Genomic DNA, 26,432 nt, shown 5'->3' with positions numbered 1-26,432 from the left:
ATGAACAGACAACAACCGCAGCTTGATATCAGGAAAATACGCAAGGCACTGAAAAGGACCTACAAGAGCTACGGAAGGCTCCTCGGAATCCACTGTCATGGCCTGGACGGAAAGCCGGCACCAAGCCACAGAATCCAGGAATGGGAACGAAACTCACGCCCGGTACCCGCTTACATCTACCGTGCATGCGCGGAAACCGTTTCGGACGAGTGGGCAAGCCAGCGTCATGAAGCTCCACCCAGCGATCATGCGGGGCTCGATGAGTTCTTCGGCAGCCTCCTCAGTCCAGCCCTTGGGCGGCTTTTCGCCTTTTCCCTTATTGATGCACAGAACGGCAATAAAGTGGAGATCAGCGAGATATTCATCGAACACGTCCAGCAAATGTATGGCTTCGATATATCGTACGTTTGGGAGTAATCAATTCAAAATGGCACATCGTACCCGGTTAACAGGGTGCGATGCGCCATTTCTTTTGAACAACAGGTGGAGGCTCCATATGAATAAATCGGAATCGGACATATTCCTGGAATTTCACTCCAGCTACTCGATGCTGGAGATGTTGAGAGAGGGCGTCAGCTGTGAACTGCTTTTGAGTACTGCGGATTTGATAGGGATTTCACCACAGGAACTGTGTACCCTTCTGAAAGTTCCGTGGGTTACGATACGTCATCTGGGGAAAGACCAAAAGCTGCCACTTCGAGTTGGCAATCACCTGTTGCAGATCATCTTCGTTGTGAAACGTGCAACGGCGGTTCTGGGGAGTTTTGACAGCGCTGTGAAATGGCTCAAGGCTCCAATTCTCGCCATCGGCTACGATACGCCGATTTCACTCATGAATACGTGCACCGGTATCCACGTGGTCCTCGACACTCTCGGAAGGATCGAGCAGGGTGTTCATAGCTGAAAACAAGCGGTTGTCGGCCCGATTTCTGCCCTCTACTCGTGGTCCTTCGCCGACACCGACCCTTTAACAAACTCATGGAGAATCCTCCCCTGACCCGCAAGACGGCACGATTCAGTTTCCGTTAACAGTAACAGGATTTATCATTCCCCTCAACCGCCACGCCTGACAGAGCCGCAGTTCCGACACTTCAGCATCCCCCCTCTTGCGCCGGCGGCTTGCCCTCCCTCTCTTTGCGTGACCGGGTGTTGCCTGGTATTCTTTGTATTCAAGTCATTACATCATCCTGAGCGACAGGACACGGCCCTTGTCAACGCCCTCCAGAGCAGGGCGGCAGTGGTTCTCCAGAAGTCGCTCCGGGAGGGGTTCGGTCTCACGGTGGCGGAAGCCATGTGGAAGGGAACGCCAGTGATTGGCGGCAACGTCGGCGGTATTCGCCGACAGATCGCTGACGTCATCAACGGTTTTCTCGTCTCCTCCAAAGAGGGAACAGCCGACCGGATCGTAGATTTGCTGCGCTACGTCCGGTTGCGCCGCGAAATCGGGCAACGGGCGCGGGAGAGCGTGCGACGCTCTTTCCTCCTCGCCCGACTCATGCAGGAGTATCTCGACCTGTTAGCGGAGTTTCGACCGAAGTTTCAGCTTGCCGGAAACTGACGCCGTAGCGGCGTTGTTCCTGCCTGAACAAACGGGTATTTGTGGGAAATAACGACACGGTACATACCGGCACTGTTCGCCAGTCGCTGGGACTGGGGCTGGCAGCCCTGGGAGTCGTCTACGGTGACATCGGAACGAGCCCACTCTATGCCGTGCGCGAGTGCTTTCACGGCAAGCCCCCCCACCCCGCCACCCCCGACAACATCCTTGGTGTTCTTTCTCTGATCGTCTGGGCCCTGCTCCTCATAATCTCCCTCAAGTACCTGGTGTTTGTCCTGCGGGCCGACAACCGGGGCGAAGGCGGCATCTTGGCCCTGACGGCGCTGCTCAATCCTTGGGGTGATGAAAACCGGTCACCGCGAAAGATCCTGGTTTTTCTCGGCCTCTTCGGCGCTGCCCTGCTCTACGGGGACGGAACGCTGACCCCGGCCATATCGGTCCTGAGCGCCGTCGAGGGGCTCAAGATCGCAACCCCCTTGTTCCAGCCCTACATCGTTCCCCTCACCATCGTAATCCTGGTCCTGCTCTTTCTCATCCAGAACCGGGGCACGGCCCGCGTGGGCGCGATCTTCGGACCGGTCATGGTCCTCTGGTTCACGGTGCTCGCCCTGCTCGGAATCAGGGGTATCGCCATGGCCCCGGAGGTCCTCGGCGCCTTGAACCCGCTGTACGCCATCCGCTTTTTGATCCGGGACGGCTGGAGCGCCTTTCAGGTTCTCGGAGCGGTGTTCCTGGTGGTGACCGGAGGAGAAGCCCTGTACGCGGACATGGGACATTTCGGCCGGCTCCCCATCCGGCTGGCATGGTTCGGCTGCGTGCTGCCGGCGCTGCTGCTCAACTACTTCGGGCAGGGAGCGCTGCTGCTGAACAACCCCTCCGAGGCAACGGAGCCCTTCTACCATCTGGCCCCCACCTGGGCCCTCTACCCCCTGGTCCTTCTCGCCACCATGGCCACCATTATTGCCTCCCAGGCGGTCATTTCCGGCGTCTTCTCCCTCACCCGGCAGGCCGTCCAGTTGCGGCTGAGCCCGCGGATGAGGATCATTCAGACTTCGTCCGAGGAGATCGGGCAAATCTACATCCCGGCCGTCAACTGGGCACTGATGCTCGCCACCATCACACTTGTGGCCGGCTTCGGCAGTTCGAGCGGTTTGGCTGCGGCATACGGCGTGGCCGTTGCGACCACCATGGTCATTACCGCCCTTCTGGTTTGTTTTGTAATGCGTGAGCGCTGGCACTGGCCTCCCGTTACCGTCGCGGGGATTACGGCGCTCTTTCTGGCAGTCGACCTGGCATTTTTCAGCGCGAATATCCTTAAGGTGGGTACCGGGGGATGGGTCCCACTGGCAGCGGGACTGGCGGTTTTTACCGTCATGATCACTTGGCGCCGGGGGCGGGAGCTCGTCACGTCCCATCTGCTTGCCCAGGCGACACCCCTGCCGGCATTTCTCGAAAGGCTTGCTGCAAAGCCTCCCCAACGAGTGCCCGGCACCGCCGTGTTCATGTCGGGAAGGCTCTATCCCGCCCCCCCCAGCCTCATTCATCACCTGGAGCACAACAAGGTTCTCCACGAGCAGGTGGTGATCCTCACCGTCCTGACGGAAGACGTCCCCCGTGTATCTGCTTCCGAGCGGATCGACCTGAAACGGATGGGACAGGGATTTTACCGGCTTATCGTGCGCTACGGGTTCATGCAGAGCCCCAACGTGCCGGTCATCCTACGGGAGTGCCTTCCGCTCGGGCTCGTCACCGATCCCGCTACGACCACGTTTTACCTGGGCCGCGAAAACCTGATCCCCACCGAAAAGGTCAGCGGGATGCCCCATTGGCGGGAAAAGCTCTTCGCCTTCATGGCACACAATGCCCTCCAGGCCACGGCGTTTTACAACCTCCCGGCTGACCGAGTGGTGGAACTGGGTCAGCAGGTGGAGATCTGAGCAAGGCATAACGGGCGGCATTCCCTTGTGGTGGAACGCACGAAAAAAGGGGGAAGGTTTCCCTTCCCCCGATAGCAGTCTCTGATTCTGTGCGGTGTGCTTCTTAGTGGTCGATGGCCTTGGCCATGCCGATGCCGGTGTTTTGGCGGACGTAGATCTCGTCGAACATCTCCTCCGCGCGGCGGCTCGGGAAGGCGAGACAGCCGACGATGGCAGCGATGAAGCCGAGCGGGATGGAGATGATGCCCGGATTCTTCAGGGCGAAGAGAGGCTTATCCAGACCGAGCATGGATTTGCCATCCTTGTTCTTCTCGTAGTCGGCCCTGGCCTTGTCGAGATCCTTCATCTCCTTTTCGGTGAGGACCGCGCCGTCGGCCTGCTTCTTCTCCAGAACCGTAACCACCTTCTGAGCGTCGGCGGCAATCTTTTTCGGGTAGGTCATGTTGGGGGAGACCATCACTAGAGCGATGGCTGCCACTGTGCCCACCACGAGGCCAGAAATGACGCCGGCGGTGTTCATCTTGCGCCAGAAGAGGGACATGACAACGACCGGCAGGTTGCCCGAGGAGGCAACGGCGAAGGCCAGGGCCACCAGGTGGGCGACGTTCTGGTTCTCGGCGGCGATGCCGATGACGATGCCGGCGGCGCCAACGCAGAGGGAGGTGACCCGGGCGGCCATGACCTGCTCGTGCTGGTCGGCGTGGCCGTCCTTGATGACATTCACGTAGATGTCGTGGGCGATGGCGGCGGAGGCGGCCAGAACTAGACCCGACACGACGGCGAGGATGGTGGCGAAGGCTACGGCGCAGAGGAAGGCCAGGAGGAGGTCGCCAATGAACGGAGAGATGTCGCCGCCCAACTGCTGGGCAAGCATCATGGCGGCCATGTTGCCACCTTTACCGACCTTGGAAACGGCCTGGGGAGTAACGTGGAGGGCGGCGCCGAAGCCGAGCAGTGTTGTCAGAATGTAGAAGAAGCCGATGATGAACATGGCCACGATAACCGACTTGCGGGCAGCCTGGGCAGTCGGCACGGTGAAGAAGCGCATCAGGATGTGGGGCATGCCGGCGGTGCCGAGCACGAGGGCCATGCCGAGGGAGATCTGGTCGAGGGGCTGCTTCAGGAAAAGACCAGGCTCAAGGAAGCGCTGCCCGTAGTCGAAACCGGCCACGGCGATGGGATCCTTGAGAACCGTCTTCTGGACGTGCTCGATGATGTTCGAGCTGGTGGCGATGTCATTAAAGAACTGGAACGGGCTGAACCCCGACTTTGCAGCCACCAGGATGGAAAGGAGAAACGCTCCAGACATGAGAAGGCCGGCCTTGATGATCTGTACCCAGGTAGTGGCGGTCATGCCGCCGAACACCACATAGCCAACCATGAGGATGCCGACGCCGATGATGGCAAACTTGTAGGGTATGCCTATGAGGAGCTGCATGAGCTTCCCTGCACCGACCATCTGGGCGGTGAGGTAGAACGTGGAAACGGTTACCGTCGACAGGGCCGCCACGGCTCGGACCGGCTTCGGCTCGGTGCGGAAGGAGAGGATATCACCCAGGGTGTACTTGCCCGCGTTGCGGCACGGCTCCGCCACGATCAGGAGCACCGTGATGTAGGCCACGAGCCACCCCACCGAATACATGAACCCGTCATAGCCATAGAGGGAGATGATGCCCGAAATCCCCAGGAATGACGCTGCCGACATGTAGTCGCCCGCGATTGCCCAGCCGTTCTGGGTGCCGGTTATGCCCCCACCGGCGGTGTAGAAGTCGGCGGCCGACTTGGTCCGCTTGGCCGACCAGACGACGACTGACATGGTGACGGCGATTATGATCAGGAAGATCGGAATGGTGACCATCGGGTTGGCTTTGAGCTTCTTGCCCTCAGGGGCCGGTGCCGGCGTAGCTGCCTTGGCGGCGTCGGTTGTAGCCGCGGGGGCAGTTGCCGCCGGTGCCGAGGCGGCGGCCGGGGCGGAGACCGCAACAGGGGCGCCGGGGGCAGCGGTGGTCTTGGCGGGCTCTTCAGCGAAGGCGAACGAACCCAGTGAGAGGGCTAGGGTGATGCCGGCAATCCATTTTCTCATCGCAATCCTCCTTCCTATTTCAGTTCTTCCACCAACTCGCGGGTGAGCCGGTCGAAGTCTTTGTTGGCCACATGGGCGTAGTACATGGCGATCCCCCAGGAAACGAAGAACTGGGAGAGGGCGAAGAGATAGCCGAAATTGATCCGGCCCAGGACCTTGATTTTGAAGAGACTGGGAGCATAAGCCGCGCCGATCGGAAGGAGGAAGTAGAAGACGGTGGAGAATACCCACCAACCGACGAGAAACGTCGTTTTCTTCCGGTGGAGTTCGACAAACTTGGGATTCTTGGCGATTGCGCCCCAGTCGTACTGTTTTTCAGCCATGGGAGTTACTCCTTTCCTCTGTTTTTTATTGGTACCGGAGCGGCGTCCCGCTCCCCATTGTTGTGTTCTGCGCGTCACCACCTCCTTTCACACTATTTGGCGTGGCCTTCAGCATGGTCCGTGTCCCAGCTTCATGGAGAGCAGGGCCGCCCCTTCCCTCAGAGATGGGATAATCTCGCTCTCCAGCCTATCGGCCACTACCCTGAACGATGGCACGAGCATCGTGATCGCTCCGACCACTTTTCCGGCATAGTCCCGAACTGCCACGGCAACGCTCACGATCCCTTCCCCGAGACCGCCGCAGTCGACGGCTACACCCTTGTGGCGGATCTCGTGCAGTTCCTCCAGCAAGGTCCCCACATCGAGCAACTTGTTTTTTCTGCCCCGTTTTTTCAGCAGGTTCAGTGGATCGGCTCCCTCAAGGGCCTTGATGGCTTTGCCGGCTGCGTTCGTGAAATAGGGAAAACGCCGGCCGATCAGGGACGTGGCCTTCACCTGACGTTCACAATCGACCATGTCGAGAAACACAACGTCATCACCACGCATAACCGTCATATAAACGGCTTCATCATGCTTTCTCGCCAAGTCCTCCATGATCGGATGGGCGTGGTTCACGACAGGAGCCTGACGGAGCAACCTTTGAGCCAGTTCCAATGCCGCAACACCTATGGCATAGGTGCCAGTTTCCGGGTCCTGTTCCACAAGGCCCCGGTCGCACAGGGTTGAAAGAAGCCGGTATGCCTTGTTCCTTGACAGGTTGAGCGACTCTGCCAGCCGTCCAAGCGACGGATTAACCGGCCGCATGGCCAGCAACTCAAGCATGTCAAGTGCATTGCTGACTATCTGTATCGTATAGACAGGTCCTGCGGATTTGCCGTTTCGCATGCGTGTTCACCTCACTCTCTTGTAGAATTCATACTCTCTGAATCCAGGCACCGCCTTACGCATTTCTTGATGCAGGCGACAGAGGCCGGACAAGGCCGGAGTCACGGGTAACAGAGCATTGCTCCAGACCCGCCTCCACTCACTCCATGACTCAACACACAGAGAAGTGAACCGTCCGCGCATACCGGCGAGCCCGGCACGTACAGCCGTCCGTCCATTGGCAATACGATGAAATCTAAGATACGATTCGGCTGATCAGCCTGGCAAAACTACGAGAGAGGTGGTGCTCGTGAGGAATGGGATGTAAGAAGAGGGGGGTAAGGAGAGGGATAAACGTCAGGAATCCACGGAATATCCGATATTAGTGGGGAGGGGTAGGACACGATTACGGGCAGCGCCACGGCAGTCAAATCAAGCTGCGCGACAACCCTGTCCGAAGTCTTTGCAATGCTCTCGATGACGGCCCGGGGACGCGGCTTCGGCGCCGCTGAGCGGTTCAGATCCGGATTTCTCATTCCCAGGACGACAAAGAATAAAGAAATGATGCCCGTCACTATGAGGAGAGTTCTTTTACCCATGCCTTACCCAGCCCGTCAAAGTCAAACCGCAAAACTTCATCACCAGATTTTCAGAAAGCAACAAATTGAAATACTTGATTTTTAAAGCAGTAATACTGAGGCATGTGATGACCACCTGTTAAACTTGCAACCGAATATAACACCTTTTGATTTGTATGCAAACATTTTTTGTAAAAACAATTTAAAATAAATAAATGGTGTATTCAATACGGAATGTATTCAACCATTAACCGGCCAGTAGTGATTGCAGGCATCTTTTGCTGGATTTCGGCTCTGAGATTTCGCGGAAAAAACCTGTTATTATTTCAAAGGCGTCGGAACCCGCCCGAAAAAATGCCGCTCGAAGGAGTTGTCTGGTAATGGCCGAATCCCGCTTTGTCATCATTGGCCTTGGCACCGTGGGCCGCCCCCTCATAACCATGCTGTCCCGTGACATCCCCCTCGTCTGCATCGATCTGGGGGCTGAAGCCCTGGAGGCAGCCCGCCAGATCTACGGCGAAGCGGCAACCCTTATCCAGGGCGATGCCACGAGCCGCCTCATGCTTGAACGTGCCCAAATCGGCGAAGCCGACACGATCGTCATCTGCACCACCAGCGAACGGGTAAACATCGAAGTGGCACGCCTTCTTGCCGAGCATTTCGTGGTACAGAGGGTCATCGCCCTCGGCATCACCCAGGAGGGAATCGCCGAACTTGAACGCTACGGTGCCGAGGTGGAGAGCATCTTCACCGTCAGCGCCATTGGCCTGCGTAACCGCCTCGAGCTCAAGACAAAGGCCGTTCATGGGATAGGAATCGGCAAAAACGAAATTCTTGAGGTGGAGGTCCACCCCTTCTCCCGACTGGTCAACAAACCCCTCGCCTCCCTCAGGCCCCAGCGCTGGCGGATTGGGATTATCTATCGCGAGGGACAGATCGTGGTACCGACCGGTGCCGTTACCCTGAAGCCCCATGACAAGGTCATCGTTCTCGGAGATCCCCAGGCCATCAATACCATCGCCCAGATGCTCACCTTCCGTTTCGAGGCATTTCCCCGCGAATACGGCGACGCCCTCTACGTCTACCTGAGCGGAATGGAGGGCGACCGGTATCTGGAGGAAGTAGTCTACATTCTCGACACATTCCCCCTCAATCAACTGCTCATTTTTCATCCACCTGAAGCGACGAGCCGTGCGGAGAAGCTTCTCAAACGGGTGGACGAACGATGCTCCGAGCCGCCGATAGTTGAGGCAACCCCCCTGCTACCATCCATGGCAATCGGGGGGATCATGAAGCGCCACAGCGCCCGGCCCGCTCTGGTCATGCTCGCGCCTCCCCGCCCTGTTGGGGTCCTCTTTTCCTTCATCAGCGAACGGTCCGAGAAGCTCATGATGATGGAACTGTCCCGCATAGCCGGCGCGCCGCTTCTCCTTGCCCGCGGCACCTTTCCGTACCAGAAGATCGCGGTACCCTGTTTCGACGATCCGGGACTCCAGCAGGCACTGGGCACCGCTCTCGAGATGTCGTCATCGGTACATTTCGAAATCACCACCCTCTTCGCCACCCTCTCCCCCTATATCGCCACGGATGAAGAGATACGCGAGTTCGAAATGATGAAAAAGACCGTCCCCGACCTGGCTCTGCTGTTCAAGAAAAATGTCGCCATCAATCAGCTGGAGGGCAACCCGATCCGGGCCTTCCGGGAGTCCCTTGACTCCTTTGACATGACCGTGGCCAGCATCGGAAGCTGGCGCACGGACAACTTCTTCAGGAGAGTTTTCCGTCCCGACGTCTGCTGGCATACGGTTAAGCGTGCACCAGTGACGACCCTTCTGATACCATCTGCTCAATCCGCCATTTAACCACGGGTGAAACGAACGAACCGGCAACGTTATGCTCGAAAACCAGACATCCTTTCTCATGATCCTCTGCGGGGCCATGGTTATCCCGTTTCTTGGACGGCGCTTCCGCATCCCGTCGGCGGCCCTGGAGATAGTCTTCGGGGTCGTGCTGTTCAATCTGATCCTCCGGCAGAGGGTGCCGGAATGGTTCGAGCTCCTGAGGGAGATCGGCTTCATCTACCTGATGTTCATCGCAGGCATGGAGCTCGATCTGCGCCAGATCCGCAAGAGCGGCAAGAGCGTCTGGTACGTGCTCGTCGCCCTCCTCTCCTTCACCATCACTCCCCTTGTATTCGTCTACCTGGGGCAACCGTTCTATCTCGGGGTGTCGGTGGCCATGATATCAGGCGGCATCGTCATCCCCGTCCTCCGGGAACTGGGGCTCATCAAGACCCCCCTGGGGCAACAGATCGTCGGCGTATCACTTACCGGTGAACTCCTCTCGATCCTGGTCCTGACCTTCATCGACGCCTACCACAAGCACGGGCTCACCATGATGGCCGGCATGGAACTGGTCAAGCTGACCGTCCTCTTCGGGCTCGCCTTCGTGGTCCTCAAGGTTCTCTACGTGCTTGTCTGGTGGAATCCGGAACGGGTACGGATGGTCATGGAGAGCGAAGACCCCGTCGAGGAGGGGATCCGGACCGTCATCACCCTTGCCTTTGCCGGAGGACTACTGGCATCGCTGGCGGGGATCGAACCGATTCTCGGCTCATTCATCGCGGGGATGATCTTCAGCTACGTCTTCCGGAGCAAGGGAAAGTTCGAGGAGAAAATCAACGCCGTCGGCTTCGGCTTCTTCATCCCCTTTTTTTTCATCGGCGTCGGGGGGCAGTTCAACATCGACTTCCTCATGTACCCCCCAACCATCACCACCGCCCTGTACCTCACCCTGGCGGTGCTGGCCTCCAACCTTCCTCCGCTCCTGCTCCTGGCCCGGCCCCTCGGCATCTCGTTCATGGACGCGGGTCGCATGTCCCTTCTCATCTCGGCCCCTCTCTCCATGATCGTCGTTGCCGGCACCATCGGCGAAAAAATGAGGATACTTTCCCCTGCCATGAACGGCGCCCTCGTCCTCACCGCCCTCTTCGCCAGCATCATCTACCCGTCCTTCTTCCGCGTCCTCACCAAACGCCTCGCGCCCGAATCCACGTAGCTTCCCGCCTCAACCCTCTCCTCAAAGCCGGCCCGCCGTTGAAACAGCCATTGTTGCTGGTACAGTTTAAACGATGGCTTCGCTCTACTCCCATTAACGACGCGCAACGGGTGGCTCATGTTCAGAATTTTCCGGTTCGCACTTCACTTCCTGATTGTAATTGCTCTCTTCACCAGCGGGGCGGCGGCTTCCCCGCAAAAGGACGCACCTCCCCCCGTAACGCCCAGGGCTCCGGTCATGCTGGACGGGAAGGAACTCTTCTCAGTCAGGGAACGGGTTCTCTCCTTTTCTCCCGAAGACAGGGCGCGCATCATCACGGAGCGGCTCCAGAAACTTACGAGCGATCCCTTTTTCCGCAGCGATACCGTCGACGTTGTCGAGGGGGAAAGCTCTTCCGACATCGTAGCCGGCGACCTCACCATTATGACTATCACCGATCGGGATGCGTCTGCGGAGAGGAAAACCCACCAGAGTCTCGCCCGGGAGCGCGCGGCAACAATCCGGGCAGCCCTTGCCGAGCACTGGAGCAGATACGAGACAAAGAATATCGTTAAGAACTCCGTGTACGTCCTTCTTGCAACAGTGGTTCTCCTGGCCCTTCTCATCGTATTCGGGCGTTTATTCCCGGCGCTGTACCGAAAGCTCGATTCGTGGCGCGGGACCAAGATCCGAACACTCAAGATCCAGGCCTTCGAGATCATAAACGCCGACCGGATCGTGGCAGCCCTGAAAGCCTTGGCTAAGGGGTGCCGGATTTTCCTCACCCTGCTCCTCTTCTACATCTATATCCCCCTGGTATTCAGCCTCTTCCCCTGGACCCACGGCTTCGGCGCCAAGCTCCTCCACTATCTCCTGGCGCCATTCTCGACAATCGGCAGCGCCGTCTGGGACTCTCTTCCCAACATGTTTTTCATCATCGCCATCGTCCTGGTAACTCACTACATACTCAAGCTCATCAGGCTGGTCTTCGCCGAAATCGGCAAGGGGACCATTTCCATCCCCGGCTTTTTCAGCGAATGGGCGGAGCCGACCTTCAAGATCGTCCGGTTCCTCATTATCGCCTTCGCGGCGGTTGTGGCCTTCCCCTACATGCCGGGATCGGAATCGCCCGCATTCAAGGGGGTATCCATCTTTCTGGGCGTGCTCTTCTCCCTCGGCTCCACCTCGGCCGTCGCCAACATCGTGGCAGGGGTGATCCTCACCTACACGCGGGCCTTCCGGATCGGTGACCGGGTGCAGATCGCCGACACCATGGGGGACGTGGTGGAGAAAACGCTCCTCGTCACCCGGATCAGGACCATCAAAAACGTGGACATAACCGTGCCCAATTCCATGGTCCTCGGCAGTCACATCACCAATTACAGTTCCTCCGCCCAGGAATATGGTCTCATCCTCCATACGAGCGTCACCATCGGCTACGATGCTCCCTGGAAACGGGTCCACGAACTGCTCGTGGAGGCGGCGCGCCGAACAGAGCATGTCCTCGAACTGCCGGAGCCTTTCGTGTTCCAGACCGCCCTGAACGATTTTTACGTGAATTACGAACTCAACGCCTACACCGACCAGCCCCACAAAATGGCGAAAATCTACTCAGAGCTCCACCAGAACATTCAGGACAGTTTCAACGAGGCGGGCGTGGAGATCATGTCGCCCCACTACACCCAACTGCGCGACGGGAACACGGCAACGATCCCCGAGGGGTACCGTTCCGCCGGATATGAGCCGGCTGCCATCAGGATCAGGAACGTCGGTGAGAAGAAGCGGGACTAGCATCCCACTTTCTTCAACTACCCCTTGGCGGCAGGACGGGATCCCCGAGAAGGGAGAACGTCAGTACGAAGCCTGGTCATCAGGGAGGAATGATGAGACACGAAAAAACCAGGGAAGGTTTGACGCCTCACCTCCATGCCATGGATCCGGTCTGCGGCATGGAGGTGGATCCCGAGAAAACCACATTCACCCATGGGCACGCCGGCACCACGTACTTTTTCTGCAGCGGGCACTGTCTTGAAAAGTTCAGGAACGACCCTGCGGCCTACACAAAGGGAAAACCATCACCAGCACCGGAGCCCCCACAGCAGGGAGCCGTCTACACCTGTCCCATGCATCCGGAGGTCCGCCAGGATAGGCCGGGAAGCTGCCCCAAGTGCGGCATGGCCCTCGAACCGGAAACCCCGGCAGCGGAAGAAGAGGAAGACCGGGAACTGGTTGACATGCGGCGCCGTTTCCGGGTGGCGCTGCTCCTGACCGTTCCAGTCTTCGCCAGCGCCATGGGAGGGATGATTCCCGGGGTGCGCCTCGACGCCCTTGTTGCCCCGCACACCCGCACCTGGCTGGAACTCGCCCTGACCACCCCGGTTGTCCTCTGGTGCGCCTGGCCGTTCCTGGTCCGGGGATGGCGATCAGTGGCAACCTTCAACCTCAACATGTTCACCCTCATCAGCCTCGGGGTTCTCGTGGCGTACCTTTACAGCATCGCCGCAACGGTTGCCCCCGGCATCTTCCCCGCCTCGTTCCGCCACGCCGATGGCTCGGTGGCCGTCTACTTCGAGGCAGCGGCCATGATCGTCACGCTGGTCCTACTCGGCCAGGTGCTGGAACTCAAGGCCCGCTCACAAACCGGCGCCGCCATCAGGGGGCTGCTCGGCCTCGCACCCAAGACGGCGCGCCTCGTCAAGGAGAACGGCTCCGAAGAGGATATCCCTCTCGACCGGGTGGAACCGGGCAACCTGCTGCGGGTTAGACCCGGCGAGAAGATGCCGGTTGACGGCGAGGTTATCGAGGGTTCGAGTAGCGTGGACGAATCCATGATCACCGGCGAGCCGATCCCGGTGGAAAAAGCAAAGGGGGATCTGGTGACCGGCGGCACGGTGAACGGAAGCGGCACCCTCGTCATGCGGGCCCAACGGGTCGGGGCGGACACCCTCCTCTCACGGATCGTCCAGATGGTCGCCGAGGCGCAGCGGAGCCGGGCACCCATTCAGAAACTTGCCGACCGAGTGGCCGCCTGGTTCGTCCCCGCCGTGGTCATCATTGCCGGCATAACCTTCGCCGTCTGGGGAATCCTCGGGCCGGAGCCCCGCCTCGCGCACGCCCTGGTGAACGCCGTGGCTGTCCTCATCATCGCCTGCCCCTGCGCCCTGGGGCTCGCCACCCCCATGTCAATCATGGTGGCCGCCGGCAAAGGGGCATCGCTGGGGGTCCTCTTCAAAAACGCCGAGGCGATCGAGACGCTGCGGTTGGTGGATACCCTCGTGGTTGACAAGACCGGCACCCTCACCGAAGGAAAGCCGCGGCTCACGGCGGTCGATGCCCAGGGAATCGACAAAGGGCGGCTCCTTTTTCTCGCCGCGAGCCTGGAGCGGGGGAGCGAACACCCCCTCGCCGCGGCGATCGTAGCCGGCGCGGAAGCGCAGGGCGTCGAGCCGGGCAAGGTCGATGAGTTTCAGGCGCTGAGCGGGAAGGGTGTCACGGGACGGGTCGACGGCGTCGCCGTCGCTCTCGGCAACACCCGACTCCTTGAGGAACTCGGCATCGAACCGGGAGAGCTCAGAAAGCGGGCCGATCAGTTGCGGACAGAGGGGGCCACGGCCATGTTCGTGGCGGTCGAGGGGAAAGCGGTCGGAATTCTCGCAGTGGCCGACCCGATCCGGAAGACCACCCCCGAAGCGATCGGGCTGCTTCACGAGGAAGGTATCCGAATCGTGATGCTTACCGGCGATAACCGGACCACGGCTCGGGCGGTGGCGGAAAAGCTCGGCATCGATGAGGTAATCGCCGAGGTATTGCCCGAGGAGAAGGCAGACAAGGTCAGAACGCTCCAGGAAGAAGGGCACATCGTAGCCATGGCCGGCGACGGAATCAACGATGCCCCTGCGCTCGCCCGCGCCCACGTGGGGATCGCCATGGGGACCGGGACCGACGTGGCCATGGAAAGCGCGGGGGTGACCCTGGTGAAGGGAGACCTGCGCGGTATTGTCCGGGCCCGGCTCCTGAGCCGGGCCACCATGAGGAACATCCGTCAGAATCTCTTCTTCGCGTTTGCCTATAACTCCGTCGGAGTCCCCGTCGCCGCCGGCGTCCTCTACCCCGTCTTCGGCATCCTCCTGAGCCCCATGATCGCCGCCGCGGCCATGAGCCTTAGCTCGGTATCGGTGGTGAGCAACGCCCTCAGGCTCCGCGCGACGCGCCTCTGAGGCGAGGGTAACCCGCGAGCATCATCGCACGTAAGGAGTACCTTTTTTCTCGTGTTTCCAGTCCGTTGCGAACCTGGATTTGATTTGTGTACAAATCATTTGTATTATAACAAAAAATTCACTTCAGGATATTTCATGAATCTGTTCACCAATGCAGAAGAATTCATGTTGCCCCTTGCCTTCATTGCCGGGGGGGCCCTTGCAGGAATTATCGTCGAGAAGGTGGTACTGCGCCGACTGCGGACCCTCACCCGGCAAACCCCCTGGGAAGGGGACGAAGTGGTCGTAACCTCCCTGAAGGGAATTACCTTCTATGCCTTCTTTATCGCCGGCATCTATGGGGCACTCCTCAGGACTCCCCTGACGGAGAGAACACGGGAGGTGACCGGCAAGGCAATCCTCGTCCTCTTGCTCCTTCTGGCCACGGTGCTTCTGGTCCGCCTCGCCGCCGGATTCGTCACCCTCTACGCTAAAAAGGCGGTCCTCCCCTCCACCTCCATCTTCACGAACCTGGCAAAGGCAATCGCCTTCACCATCGGTATGCTGATCATACTCCAGTCCCTTGGAATCTCCATCACGCCACTGCTGACGGCCCTCGGCGTCGGGGGTCTCGCCGTTGCGCTGGCTCTTCAGGACACCCTGTCCAATCTCTTTTCGGGACTTCACATCATCGCCACGCGGCAAATCAGGCCGGGAGACTACATACGTTTGTCGAGCGGCGAAGAGGGATACGTGACCGACATCTCCTGGCGCAACACGGTTATCCGGACCCTACCGAACAATACCGTGATCGTTCCCAACTCGAAGCTGGCGGGTGCCATCGTCACCAACTTCCATCTGCCGGAAACCGAAATGTCCATCCTTCTTGACGTCGGGGTTAGCTACGACAGTGATCTCGAACACGTGGAGAAGGTCACCGTCGAGGTGGCCCGCGACCTTCTCCGGGAAGTCCAGGGTGGGGTGGCGACCTTCGAGCCCTTCATCCGCTACAACGCCTTCTCGGACTCCAGCATCAACTTCACGGTCATCATGAGGGGGTGTGAGTATGTGGACCAGTACCTCATCAAGCATGAGTTCGTGAAACGGCTACACCGGCGCTACCTCGCCGAGGGGATCGAGATCCCCTTTCCGATCCGCACGGTCCGCCTCCAGCATGGGCCGGCATCGAACATACCGGGGGAGACGCTATGATCTCCTGGCAACTCGATCTGGGTGCCCGTCCAGTACCCGGCGGGGTCCGTTTCCGGGTCTGGGCGCCGCTGGCGGCATCGGTGAGCGTGATCCTGTCACGAAACGGCAACGAAGAGGCCGCCCCCCTGGAGCGCGACGGCGAAAACTTCAGCGGAGTAATTTCCGGGGCCGCGGCCGGCGATCGTTACTGGTATCTGATCGACGGGTATCTGTACCGCCCGGACCCCGCCTCCCGCTGTCAGCCCGACGGTGTCCACGGACCGTCCCAGGTGGTCGATCCGGACGCCTTTGGCTGGACGGACGACGCATGGCGGGGAATCCCCCTGGAGGATCTCATCACATACGAGCTCCACGTGGGGACCTTCACCCCCGAAGGAACCTTTGACGGTGCCATGGGGCGCCTCGACTATCTCGTTGAGCTCGGCATCACCGCCGTGGAGCTCATGCCGGTCGCCCAGTTCCCCGGGAACCGCAACTGGGGATACGACGGGGTCTTCCCCTATGCGCCCCACCCCGCCTATGGAGGGGTCGCGGGGCTCAAGCGTTTTGTGGACGCCTGCCACCGGCGGGGATTGGCGGTTATTCTCGACGTGGTCTACAACCACCTGGGGCCCGAGGGGAACTACCTCCACGCCTTCGCTCCCTACTTCACCGGCCACTACCGGACCCCCTGGGGCGACGCGGTGAACTACGACGGCCCCTACAGCGACGGGGTCCGCCACTACGTCATCGCCAACGCCCTCCACTGGGTAGCCGAATACCACATGGACGGGCTGCGCCTCGACGCAGTCCACGGCATCTACGACTTCAGCGCCCGCCACATCCTCGCCGAACTGGCCGACGCGGTCCACAGCCTCGCTGGCTGCCTGGGGCGCCAGGTCCACGTCATCGCCGAAAGCGATCTGAACAACCCACGGATCGTCACCGATTCCGAGCATGGCGGCCACGGCCTCGACGCCCAGTGGAGCGACGACTTCCACCACGCCCTCCACACCCTCCTCACGGGCGAGAGGAGGGGCTACTACGAGGATTTCGGTGATTTCTCCCAGATGCTGACCGCCCTGCGCGACGGTTTCGTATACGCCGGCACCTATTCCCGCCACCGGCGCCGGCGCCACGGCAGCGCCTCGTCCCACCTGCCGCCCGAACGGTTCGTGGTCTGCATCCAGAATCACGACCAGGTGGGAAACCGCGCGCGCGGCGACAGGCTTTCCTCCTCCCTGTCGCCGGAGCAGCTGAAGCTGGCCGCCGCCATGGTCATCCTCTCCCCCTATCTCCCCCTCCTCTTCATGGGGGAGGAGTACGGCGAGACCGCCCCGTTCCCCTTCTTCACGAGCCACGGCGACCCGGACCTGGTCGAGGCGGTCCGGAAGGGCCGGCGGGAGGAATTCGCCGCCTTCGGCTGGGATACGGAGGTCCCAGACCCCCAGGCAGAGGAGACGTTCCGTTCGGCCTGCATCGACCCGGAAAAGCGCCACCGGGAAATGCACCGCCACCTCTTCGCCTTCACCCGGGAGCTGATCCGCCTGCGCAAGGCCCTTCCCCCGTTCAGTGACTCGACCCGGCAAGGGACATCGGTCACCGGCTTCGGGATGGAGCAGGTCCTCATGGTGAACAGACACGGCCATGGCGACGACGTCATCTGCATCTTCAACCTGAGCGGTGTCGAACGGCCGGTACCCGTAATCGGAATCCGAGGGCGACACCGGAAGATTCTCGACTCGACGGACAGCTGCTGGGGAGGAGGGAAGAGCAGTACTCCGGAACTGCTCGACCAAGGCGCCCTCCTGCTCATGCCGCCGTTCGCGGTGCTCATCTACCAGGAGGTGCCACTGCCATGAGCCGCCATATCTGCATACACGGCCACTTCTATCAGCCCCCGCGGGAAAATCCCTGGCTTGAGGCGGTGGAAATCCAGGACTCGGCCCACCCCTACCACGACTGGAACGAGCGGATCACTGCCGAGTGCTACGCCCCCAACGGCGTATCCCGCCTCTTCGACGGCGAGGGGCGCATCCGGGACATCGTCAGCAACTACGCCCGCATCAGCTTCAACTTCGGGCCGACGCTCCTTGCCTGGATGGAGGAATATTCCCCCGCCGTCTACCGGGCCATCCTGGAGGCGGACCGCCTGAGCATCGACTGGCGCTCGGGCCACGGCAACGCCCTGGCCCAGGTTTACAACCACCTCATCATGCCCCTGGCGAACCGGCGGGACAAGGAAACCCAGGTGCGGTGGGGGATCGCCGATTTCGAAAGGCGCTTCGGCCGTTTTCCCGAGGGGATGTGGCTGGCCGAGACGGCCGTGGACACGGAAACCCTCGACGTGCTCGCCGCCGAAGGAATCCGATTCACCATCCTCGCCCCCCACCAGGCCCGGCGTATCCGGACCCGCGGCGGACGGAGATGGCACTCCGTGGAAGGGGGGCAGATCGATCCGACCATGCCCTACCTCTGCCGCCTCCCGTCGGGGCGCTCCATCGTCATCTTCTTCTACGACGGCCCCATCTCCCGGGCCGTGGCCTTCGAAAAGCTCCTGGACCAGGGGGAGCGCTTTGCCGAGCGGCTCCTGTCCGGCTTCGACGACCGCCGCAACCGCCCCCAGATCCTCTCCATCGCCACGGACGGCGAGACCTACGGCCACCACCACATGCACGGCGACATGGCCCTGGCCTATGCCCTCTCGTACCTGGAGGACAACGGCCTGGGCCGCATCACCAACTACGGGGAATTCCTGGAGATCCATCCCCCCGGTCACGAGGTGGAGATCGTGGAGAAGAGCTCCTGGAGCTGCATCCACGGCATTGAGCGATGGCAGGGGGATTGCGGCTGCAACTCGGGAGGGTATCCCCACTGGAACCAGCAGTGGCGAGGCCCCCTGCGCCATGCCTTCGACTGGCTGCGGGACGAACTGGCAGCCCCCTACGAAATGGCGGCCGGGGCACTGCTCCAGGACCCCTGGCAGGCCCGGAACTACTACATCGGGATCATGCTCGACCGCTCCCCCGAGCAGGTGGACGGCTTTTTCCACCGCCATGCCCCGCGCCCCCTGGCCCACGAGGAACGGACCAGGGCACTGAAGCTCCTGGAGATGCAGCGCCACCTCCTCCTCATGTACACGAGTTGCGGCTGGTTCTTCGACGAACTCTCGGGAATCGAGACGGTGCAGGTGATCCAGTACGCGGGGCGGGCCGTGCAGCTGGCCCGGGAGCTTTTCGGCAACGGCATCGAGACGACGTTTCTCCAGCGGCTGGCGGCGGTGCGGGGCAATACCCCCGAATACCGTGACGGCGCGCGCATCTACGAAGCATTCGTCAAGCCGGCCATGATCGATCTGGTCAAGGTGGGGGCCCACTACGCGGTGAGCTCCCTGTTCCAGGAATACGGTGAGGAGACCCGGGTCTTCAGCTACCGGGTTCAAAGCGAGGATTCCCGACTGATTCAGGCGGGGCAGACCCGGCTCGCCATCGGCCGCGCCTTGATCAGTTCCGCCACCACCGGTGAGCGCGACCGGATAACTTACTGCGTCCTCTACTTCGGCAACCATGCCCTCAACGGCGGGGTCCGCAGCTTCCGCGGGGAGGAGGCCTACGGGGCCATGGCCGCCGAAATCACCCGGGCCTTCGAGGCGAGTCTTTTCGTCGAAATCATCCGCCTCATGGACGCCCACTTCGGCATGCACAACTACTCCCTGAGAGATCTCTTCCGGGACGAGCAGCGTCGCATACTCGGCATGGTCATCGGCGGCGTCCTCGCGGAGTTCGAGGACCGCTACACGGCCCTCTACGATAACTACCGCCTCCTCATGGGATTCGTCCGGCAGACCGGCATGCCGGTGCCGTACCGCTTCATGACCACGGCCCAGGTGGCTTTGAACCTGAAACTGGACCGGACCTTCGCCAAGCCGTGTATCGCCGATTCCGAAATCGACGTGCTTCTGAGGGAAATAGCCGACTGGGGCGTGGAGATAGAGCGGGTCGACCTCGAGTTCCGGATTCGCCGGCGTCTGGAAACGACAATGTTGATGCTTCGCGAGGCCCCCCTGGATGAGGGGCTCCTGGCCGATGCTGACAGGCTCCTGGACCTGGCGGACCGGGTACCCATCGCCCTCAACCTCTGGCTGGCCCAGAACATCTACCTGGAGATCGCCCGGCCGTACTGGCATAAACTGATGGAGAAATCAAGGGAAGGCGACACACACAACGACTGGTGGTTCGAGAAATTTCGCCGCCTGGGCGAGCGGCTCAACTTCAACACCCGCGCCGTTCTACCCCCCTTATCGGAGGAATGAATGGAGCAAACTGACACCCTGGGGGCCCGGATACCGACGGCAACCTATCGCCTCCAGTTCAACAGCAGCTTCGGCTTCCAGGATGCAGCGCGGATCATACCCTACCTGCACGCACTGGGCATAAGCGACGTCTATGCTTCGCCCTGTCTGAAGGCAAGGAGCGGGAGCATGCACGGTTACGACATCGTGGACCACAACCGCCTCAACCCGGAGCTGGGGAGCCGGGACGACTTTGACGCCTACAGCAAGGAGCTGCAGCGCCACGGCATGGGGCAAATCCTCGATTTCGTCCCCAACCACATGTGCGTGGAAGGCGGAGAGAACGGCCGCTGGCTCGACCTTCTGGAAAACGGCCCCAGCTCCATTCACGGCGATTTTTTCGATGTGGACTGGTCCCCGGTCAAAAAGGAGCTGGCCGACAAGGTGCTGATCCCGGTCTTGGGGGACCAGTACGGATCGATTCTGGAGAACAGCGAACTCATCCTCTCCTTTGAGGAAGGGGCATTTTTCATCAGCTACTACGAGCACCGTTTCCCCATTATTCCCAAGACCTACAACTCCATCCTCACCCATCGTCTTCAGGAGTTGGAAGGGCTTCTCCCTGCCGACCACGAGGCGTACCGTGAACTCCTGAGCATCGTAACCGCCATCACCCACCTCCCTTTCTACACCGAGCGGAACCCGGAGAGGGTTCAGGAACGCTATAGGGAAAAGGAAGTAATCAAGCGGCGGCTCATGGTCCTTTACCGCGACAACTGGCCCATTAAAGAGTTTATTGATGAAAACGTCCGGATATTCAATGGCGAGAAGGGAAATCCCCGCAGCTTCGACCTGCTGGACGGGCTCCTGCGTCAGCAGGTCTACCGCCTGGCCCACTGGCGCACCGCCACCGACGAGATCAACTACCGCCGTTTCTTCGACATCAACGCCTTGGGCGCAATCCGGATGGAGAACCTCCGGGTCTTTGAGGAGACGCACCGACTGGTCCTTGAACTGGTGAGGGAGGGAACAGTGACGGGCCTTCGGATCGACCACGCCGATGGGCTCTACGACCCCACCGACTATTTCCGGCGACTCCAACGGGCCTGCTTCCACGAAACGCGTATGGCGAGCATCAGCAGCACCGCTGAACCGTGCGCGGACTCCTTTGCCGAAACGATCCTCCAGATGTACGACGAGATGCTGGAGGTCTCGCCCCAGGCGAAACCGTTCTACATCGTGGGCGAAAAAATCCTCATGAAAAACGAACGCCTCCCCGAGGACTGGCCGGTCCACGGCACCACGGGGTACGAATTCGCCAACGCCGTGACCGGCTTGATGGTGGACACCCGCAACGGCAAGGAATTCGACGCCGTCTATGCGCGGTTTATCCAGGAGCGGCCCAACTTCGCCGAGATCGCCTACCAGAAGAAGAAACAGGTCATGCGGTTCTCCATGGGGGGCGAGATCAACACCCTGGGTCACTACCTGAACACACTTTCGGAGAGCAACCGCCATACGCGTGACTTCACCCTCGGAAGCCTCAACAGGGCGCTGGTGGAGGTGATCGCCCACTTTCCCGTCTACCGCACCTACACAGCCACCCGCAAGGTGGCAGACCGGGACCGCCAGTACATCGAATACGCGGTGGCAAAGGCCAAGCGGCGCAATCCCGCCATGAGCGAATCGATCTTCACCTTCATCGAGGATGTGCTCCTGCTTCGTTTCCACGACAGCACCGGGAGGGAGGAGCAGGAGCAATGGATCGATTTCGTCATGAAGTTCCAGCAGCTCACGGGACCGGTCATGGCAAAGGGGCTGGAGGACACCGCCTTCTATGTGTACAACCGGCTTGTCTGCCTCAACGAGGTGGGGGGTACGCCTGAACGGTTCGGCATGACCCTGGAGGCGTTCCACGGCCAGAACATCGAACGGGCCCGAAGCACCCCCCTCGCCATGCTGGCCACCTCCACCCACGACACCAAGCGGAGCGAGGATGTTCGGGCCAGGATCAGCGTACTGTCGGAGGATCCGGCGGCCTGGCACGACTGCCTCATACGCTGGAACCGCATGAACCGGGGCCGCAAAGTGTCTGTCCAGGGGGTCAAGGTGCCGGACCGCAACGAGGAATACCTCCTCTACCAGACCATTGCCGGGGCCTGGCCCACGGAGGTATCCACTGCCGAAGGGCATGCCGTGTTCACGGGACGGATCAGGGAGTACCTCCTCAAGGCCATGCGGGAGGCAAAGGTAAACACGAGCTGGATCAACCCGGATTCGGTCTACGAGGAGGCGGCCCTCCATTTCGTGGACGCCATCCTCCGGGACGTGCCCGCCAACGGGTTCCTGGCCGACCTGCGCCGGACCCTTCCCCCCCTCATCCGCTGCGGCATGCTGAACTCTCTCTCCCAGACACTGCTCAAGGTGGCCTCCCCCGGCATCCCCGACTTCTACCAGGGGACTGAGCTCTGGGACTTCAGCCTCGTGGACCCGGACAACCGTCGGCCGGTGGAGTTCAAGACGCGAACGGAGATGCTGGCGGCGCTGCAGAGCGTCGAACGGGAAAAGGGGACCCTTGCACTGGCGCGGGAGCTCCTCGAAACCATGGCCGACGGAAGAGTGAAACTCTTCCTGGCCTGGAAGTCTCTCACCTTCCGCCGGGAACACCGCGCCCTCTTCGAAGTGGGAAAGTACCTTCCCCTGGAGGTGTTGGGGGAGCGGAGCGACAACGTCTGTGCCTTCGAGCGGTACAGCGACGGGGAAACGGTCATTGCCGTGGCGCCCCGCTTCTTTACCCGGCTGGGGAATTCCCCGCTGGGGACGGAGACCTGGGGGGATACGCGGATCGCCGTCCCCTTCGAGGGGGCCGGCTGCGCCTACCGTAACGTCCTCACCGGCGAGCGGGTCATGACAGCCCTGCGGGAGGGACAGACGACCCTCCCCCTGGCCGCGGTGCTGGGGGACTTTCCGGTGGGGCTCCTGGAGGCGGTCGAGCCTGAGTAAAGGAACGGAGGTACCCCATGCGACGCAGAGTATCCTTGCCGGACGATACCCCCCACTGGTACCGGGATGCCGTCATCTACCAGCTCCATGTGAAGGCCTTTGCCGACTCCGACGGCGACGGGGTGGGGGACTTCCGCGGCCTCATGGAGAAGCTCGATTACCTCCACTCCCTGGGGATCACCGCCATCTGGCTCCTCCCCTTCTACCCCTCCCCACTTCGCGACGACGGCTACGACATCGCCGACTACTACAGCGTGAACCCCAGCTACAACACCCTGCGGGAGTTCCGGGAATTCCTCCGGGCGGCCCACGCCCGCCATATCCGGGTCATCACCGAGCTGGTCCTCAACCACACCTCGGACCAGCACCCCTGGTTTCAGCGGGCCCGCCGGGCCAGGCCGGGGTCGGTCCACCGGGATTACTACGTCTGGAGCGACACGCCGGAACGGTACCGGGAAACCCGGATCATCTTCCAGGATTTCGAGACCTCCAACTGGAGCTGGGACCCTGTGGCAAAGGCCTACTACTGGCACCGGTTCTACGCCCACCAGCCCGACCTGAATTTCGACAACCCCCGGGTCCAGGCGGAAATGTTCCGGGTCATCGCCTACTGGCTCCGGATGGGGGTGGACGGGGTGAGGCTCGACGCGGTCCCCTACCTCTTCGAGCGGGAAGGGACCAACTGCGAGAACCTCCCCGAGACCCACGCCTTCCTGAAACAGCTCCGGGAGCACGTGGACGCCTCGTTCCCCAACCGGATGCTCCTCGGGGAGGCTAACCAGTGGCCCGAGGACGCCGTCGCCTACTTCGGTGAGGGGGACGAGTGCCACATGCTGTTCCACTTCCCCATCATGCCCCGCATGTACATGGCCATCGAGATGGAGGACCGCTTCCCGGTGGTGGATATCCTCGACCAAACCCCTGCCATTCCCGAGGGGTGCCAGTGGGCCATCTTCCTCCGCAACCACGACGAGCTGACCCTGGAGATGGTCACCGACGAGGAACGGGACTACATGTACCGGATCTACGCGTCGGACCCCAAGGCCCGCATCAACCTGGGAATCCGGCGCCGCCTCGCGCCGCTGCTGGGGAAGGACCGGCGCAGGATCGAGCTCATGAACGCCCTCCTCTTCTCGCTCCCCGGTACCCCCGTCATCTACTACGGCGACGAGATCGGCATGGGGGACAACTACTACCTGGGGGACCGCAACGGGGTCCGCACCCCCATGCAGTGGAGCCCCGACCGCAACGCCGGCTTCTCCTCCTCCAACCCCCAGCGGCTCTTCCTACCGGTCATCATCGACCCCGAATACCACTACGAAGCGGTGAACGTGGATATCCAGGAGCGCAACCCCACATCGCTCCTCTGGTGGATGCGCCGCACCATCGCCGTGCGCCGCCGCCACCGGGCCTTCAGCCGTGGAGCCATGGAGATGCTCTATCCGGCCAACCACCGGGTCCTCGCCTTTCTCCGCCGCCACGAGGACGATGTGATCCTCGTGGTGGCGAACCTCTCCCGCTTCGCCCAGGCCGTGAGCCTTGACCTCAAGGAGTTCGCCGGCATCGCCCCCGAGGATCTCTTCAGCCGCAACCGCTTCCCCGTCATCCGCGAGGTCCCCTACCCCCTCACCCTGGGCCCCCACGACTATTTCTGGTTCATCCTGCGCCGGGCCGAGACGCCCCTGGCGGCCGAGGGGGAGCTGCCGCGGATCAGGCTCCGGGGGGGACTCCCCTGGTGGGAAGCCCTTCCGCATGCCCGGGGAGACGCCCACCTGGAAAGGATCACCACCGCATACCTCACGCGCAGCGGCTGGTTCCAGGGGACGGCCGGTGCCGTCATCGGCTACACGCTGCGGGACACCGTGACACTGCGGCAGGGGGAAACGGTCTTCCCTCTCTTTTTCCTGGAGGTCCGCTACCAGGACGGTCCGCCGGAAACCTACCTGCTCCCCGTGGCGTTCCTCACCGGAGCGGGGGCGAAGCGGGTGGCCGCCGAATCCCCCCGGGCGGCCATCGCGGCACTCTCGGCGGGTGATGAGGAGGGAATCCTCTGCGACGCGGTCTACGACCGGGTGTTCAGGGATGCGCTCCTCTCCCTGGCCCTCGGCCGGCGTCAACTCCACGGGAAGCGGGAGAGCGTCATTGCGCCGGTCCACGGCGGTGGAGGCCGTACCGCCCCGCCGGAGGAAACAGAGCACCTCGTCTCCGAGCTCCCCAAGGCCGACGGAACCAACAGCATCATCATCTACGGCGACCGCCACGCGCTCAAGCTTTACCGCAAGGTGGAGCCCGGCATCAACTCAGAGGTGGAGATGGCCCGGTTTCTGACCGGGAAATCCGGCTTCCCCAACGTCGCCCCGTTCCAGGGGAGCCTGGAGCTGCGGCATCCCGGCATGGAGCCGTGCACCATCGGCCTTCTCCAGGGATACGTGCAGAACCAGGGGGACGGCTGGCGGCTCGCGCTTCACCTCCTGGACCAGTACTTCGAGCGGCTCCTCTCCCGGCGGAGCGAGCTCCCCCTCCCTCCGGAACGGTTCTCGAGCCTCATGGAGGGCAGCGCCTGCGCCGTGCCGGAGCCGGCGGCGGAACTCATCGGCGCCTTCTACCTGGAGATGGCGGGACTCCTCGGCCGCAGGACCGCCGAACTCCACTTGGCCCTCGTCGCGGGGGGGAATGACCCTGCCTGGCGTCCGGAGGAGTATTCTATCCTCTACCAGCGCTCCGTCTACCAGTCCTTGCGCAATCAGGCCCGCCGCAGCCTCCAGCTCCTGGCCCGGCACCGCGGGGAGCTGCCGGCCCCAGACCTGGAGATTGCCGACCGGATGCTGGCCGCCGAAAAGGAAATCCTTGACCGGTTGCGCCTCATCGCCGGCCGCCGCGTTCAGGCGATGAAATCCCGCATCCATGGCAACTTGAACCTGGGAAAAGTGCTCTTCACCGGCAAGGATTTCATGATCATCGACCTGGAGGGGGAGCCGGACCGAACCCTCGGGGAGCGCCGCATCAAGCGTTCTCCCCTGCGGGATGTGGCGGGAATGATCCGCTCCTTCCACAACGCCACCCTCACCGTCCTCGCCCGCCACGGAACTGGCCACCCCGGGGACCTGGCGTTCCTGGAACCGTGGGCCGAGTCCTGCTACTACCACGTGAGCTGCCGCTACCTTGCAGGGTATCTGGACCGGATGGGGACAAGCCCCCTCGTCCCGGCGGACCGCGGCGATCTGGAGACACTGCTGCGCTCATTCCTCCTGGACAAGGCCCTCTATGAGCTCGGCTATACCCTCTCAACCCGACCCGACCGGGCGGCGCTCTCCCTGCGGGGGATCGAGACGGTGCTGCGGGAGTATCGGACGGCATAAATGGAAAAGGAGC

Annotated in this window: 16 protein-coding genes; 13 read left to right on the top strand and 3 right to left on the bottom strand. The window is 61.5% G+C overall.

Annotation, left to right across the window (positions count from 1 at the left end; translation table 11 throughout):
- The 4 genes from KI811_RS16580 (at window position 1) to KI811_RS16565 (ending at window position 3,495) form a co-directional block, all read left to right on the top strand.
- Window positions 1–417, top strand: coding sequence for a hypothetical protein (locus tag KI811_RS16580; protein WP_214187584.1), 417 nt, complete (start codon window positions 1–3; stop codon window positions 415–417).
- Between the two features lie 79 nt (window positions 418–496).
- Window positions 497–904, top strand: a complete 408-nt coding sequence (locus KI811_RS16575; protein ID WP_214187583.1) for an antitoxin Xre/MbcA/ParS toxin-binding domain-containing protein — start codon at window positions 497–499, stop codon at window positions 902–904.
- Window positions 905–1,138: 234 nt separating this feature from the next.
- Window positions 1,139–1,558: a glycosyltransferase gene (locus KI811_RS16570; RefSeq protein ID WP_281875461.1), complete on the top strand. Its 420-nt coding sequence runs from the start codon at window positions 1,139–1,141 to the stop codon at window positions 1,556–1,558.
- A gap of 41 nt (window positions 1,559–1,599) precedes the next feature.
- On the top strand, window positions 1,600–3,495 hold the full coding sequence (locus tag KI811_RS16565; RefSeq protein WP_214187582.1) for a potassium transporter Kup: 1,896 nt from the start codon (window positions 1,600–1,602) through the stop codon (window positions 3,493–3,495).
- Window positions 3,496–3,598: 103 nt separating this feature from the next.
- Here the strand turns inward: KI811_RS16565 and KI811_RS16560 are convergent, their stop codons facing one another.
- The 3 genes from KI811_RS16560 to KI811_RS16550 all read right to left on the bottom strand — a co-directional run bounded on the left by KI811_RS16560 (window position 3,599) and on the right by KI811_RS16550 (window position 6,786).
- The gene (locus KI811_RS16560) at window positions 3,599–5,578 is read right to left on the bottom strand and encodes a solute symporter family protein (RefSeq protein ID WP_214187581.1); all 1,980 of its coding nucleotides are present in this window, start codon (window positions 5,576–5,578) and stop codon (window positions 3,599–3,601) included.
- Between the two features lie 14 nt (window positions 5,579–5,592).
- Entirely contained in the window at window positions 5,593–5,901 is a 309-nt protein-coding gene (locus KI811_RS16555; protein WP_214187580.1) for a DUF485 domain-containing protein, read from the bottom strand.
- A 108-nt stretch (window positions 5,902–6,009) separates the two neighbouring features.
- A complete protein-coding gene (locus tag KI811_RS16550; protein WP_214187579.1) occupies window positions 6,010–6,786 on the bottom strand; it encodes an IclR family transcriptional regulator in 777 nt (258 codons plus the stop codon).
- A 937-nt stretch (window positions 6,787–7,723) separates the two neighbouring features.
- Here KI811_RS16550 and KI811_RS16545 point away from each other — a divergent pair.
- The 9 genes from KI811_RS16545 to treS all read left to right on the top strand — a co-directional run bounded on the left by KI811_RS16545 (window position 7,724) and on the right by treS (window position 26,419).
- A complete protein-coding gene (locus KI811_RS16545) occupies window positions 7,724–9,205 on the top strand; it encodes a potassium channel family protein (protein WP_214187578.1) in 1,482 nt (493 codons plus the stop codon).
- A 31-nt stretch (window positions 9,206–9,236) separates the two neighbouring features.
- Window positions 9,237–10,400: a cation:proton antiporter gene (locus KI811_RS16540; RefSeq protein ID WP_214187577.1), complete on the top strand. Its 1,164-nt coding sequence runs from the start codon at window positions 9,237–9,239 to the stop codon at window positions 10,398–10,400.
- A gap of 117 nt (window positions 10,401–10,517) precedes the next feature.
- Window positions 10,518–12,170 carry a mechanosensitive ion channel family protein gene (locus KI811_RS16535; protein WP_214187576.1) on the top strand — a complete coding sequence of 551 codons (1,653 nt, stop codon included), beginning with the start codon at window positions 10,518–10,520 and terminating at the stop codon, window positions 12,168–12,170.
- Between the two features lie 92 nt (window positions 12,171–12,262).
- A complete protein-coding gene (locus KI811_RS16530; RefSeq protein WP_246551825.1) occupies window positions 12,263–14,596 on the top strand; it encodes a heavy metal translocating P-type ATPase in 2,334 nt (777 codons plus the stop codon).
- A 135-nt stretch (window positions 14,597–14,731) separates the two neighbouring features.
- Window positions 14,732–15,787 (top strand): mechanosensitive ion channel family protein, encoded by a 1,056-nt coding sequence (locus KI811_RS16525; protein WP_214187574.1) that lies wholly within the window; start codon window positions 14,732–14,734, stop codon window positions 15,785–15,787.
- Window positions 15,784–17,628 (top strand): malto-oligosyltrehalose trehalohydrolase, encoded by a 1,845-nt coding sequence (gene treZ, locus KI811_RS16520; protein ID WP_214187573.1) that lies wholly within the window; start codon window positions 15,784–15,786, stop codon window positions 17,626–17,628. The genes KI811_RS16525 and treZ overlap by 4 nt, the downstream gene beginning before the upstream one ends.
- Window positions 17,625–20,078 (top strand): DUF3536 domain-containing protein, encoded by a 2,454-nt coding sequence (locus KI811_RS16515; RefSeq protein ID WP_214187572.1) that lies wholly within the window; start codon window positions 17,625–17,627, stop codon window positions 20,076–20,078. The genes treZ and KI811_RS16515 overlap by 4 nt, the downstream gene beginning before the upstream one ends.
- Complete coding sequence (locus KI811_RS16510; protein WP_214187571.1) at window positions 20,079–23,060, top strand: malto-oligosyltrehalose synthase; 2,982 nt, start codon at window positions 20,079–20,081, stop codon at window positions 23,058–23,060.
- Window positions 23,061–23,077: 17 nt separating this feature from the next.
- On the top strand, window positions 23,078–26,419 hold the full coding sequence (gene treS, locus KI811_RS16505) for a maltose alpha-D-glucosyltransferase (protein ID WP_214187570.1): 3,342 nt from the start codon (window positions 23,078–23,080) through the stop codon (window positions 26,417–26,419).
- Window positions 26,420–26,432 lie beyond the last annotated feature (13 nt).

Origin of the sequence: Geobacter hydrogenophilus (genome assembly GCF_018501225.1) — a bacterium.
Classification (GTDB): Bacteria; Desulfobacterota; Desulfuromonadia; order Geobacterales; family Geobacteraceae; genus Geobacter; species Geobacter hydrogenophilus.
Note: the sequence above shows the minus strand (reverse complement) of the source record. Positions and strands in the feature narration are given on the sequence as shown.

Coding starts and splice junctions, on each gene's coding strand:
- KI811_RS16580 (WP_214187584.1), top strand. CDS start 1: ATGAACAGACAACAACCGCAGCTTGATATCAGGAAAATACGCAAGGCA.
- KI811_RS16575 (WP_214187583.1), top strand. CDS start 497: ATGAATAAATCGGAATCGGACATATTCCTGGAATTTCACTCCAGCTAC.
- KI811_RS16560 (WP_214187581.1), bottom strand. CDS start 5,578: ATGAGAAAATGGATTGCCGGCATCACCCTAGCCCTCTCACTGGGTTCG.
- KI811_RS16555 (WP_214187580.1), bottom strand. CDS start 5,901: ATGGCTGAAAAACAGTACGACTGGGGCGCAATCGCCAAGAATCCCAAG.
- KI811_RS16550 (WP_214187579.1), bottom strand. CDS start 6,786: ATGCGAAACGGCAAATCCGCAGGACCTGTCTATACGATACAGATAGTC.
- KI811_RS16545 (WP_214187578.1), top strand. CDS start 7,724: ATGGCCGAATCCCGCTTTGTCATCATTGGCCTTGGCACCGTGGGCCGC.
- KI811_RS16540 (WP_214187577.1), top strand. CDS start 9,237: ATGCTCGAAAACCAGACATCCTTTCTCATGATCCTCTGCGGGGCCATG.
- KI811_RS16535 (WP_214187576.1), top strand. CDS start 10,518: ATGTTCAGAATTTTCCGGTTCGCACTTCACTTCCTGATTGTAATTGCT.
- KI811_RS16530 (WP_246551825.1), top strand. CDS start 12,263: ATGAGACACGAAAAAACCAGGGAAGGTTTGACGCCTCACCTCCATGCC.
- KI811_RS16525 (WP_214187574.1), top strand. CDS start 14,732: ATGAATCTGTTCACCAATGCAGAAGAATTCATGTTGCCCCTTGCCTTC.
- treZ (WP_214187573.1), top strand. CDS start 15,784: ATGATCTCCTGGCAACTCGATCTGGGTGCCCGTCCAGTACCCGGCGGG.
- KI811_RS16515 (WP_214187572.1), top strand. CDS start 17,625: ATGAGCCGCCATATCTGCATACACGGCCACTTCTATCAGCCCCCGCGG.
- KI811_RS16510 (WP_214187571.1), top strand. CDS start 20,079: ATGGAGCAAACTGACACCCTGGGGGCCCGGATACCGACGGCAACCTAT.
- treS (WP_214187570.1), top strand. CDS start 23,078: ATGCGACGCAGAGTATCCTTGCCGGACGATACCCCCCACTGGTACCGG.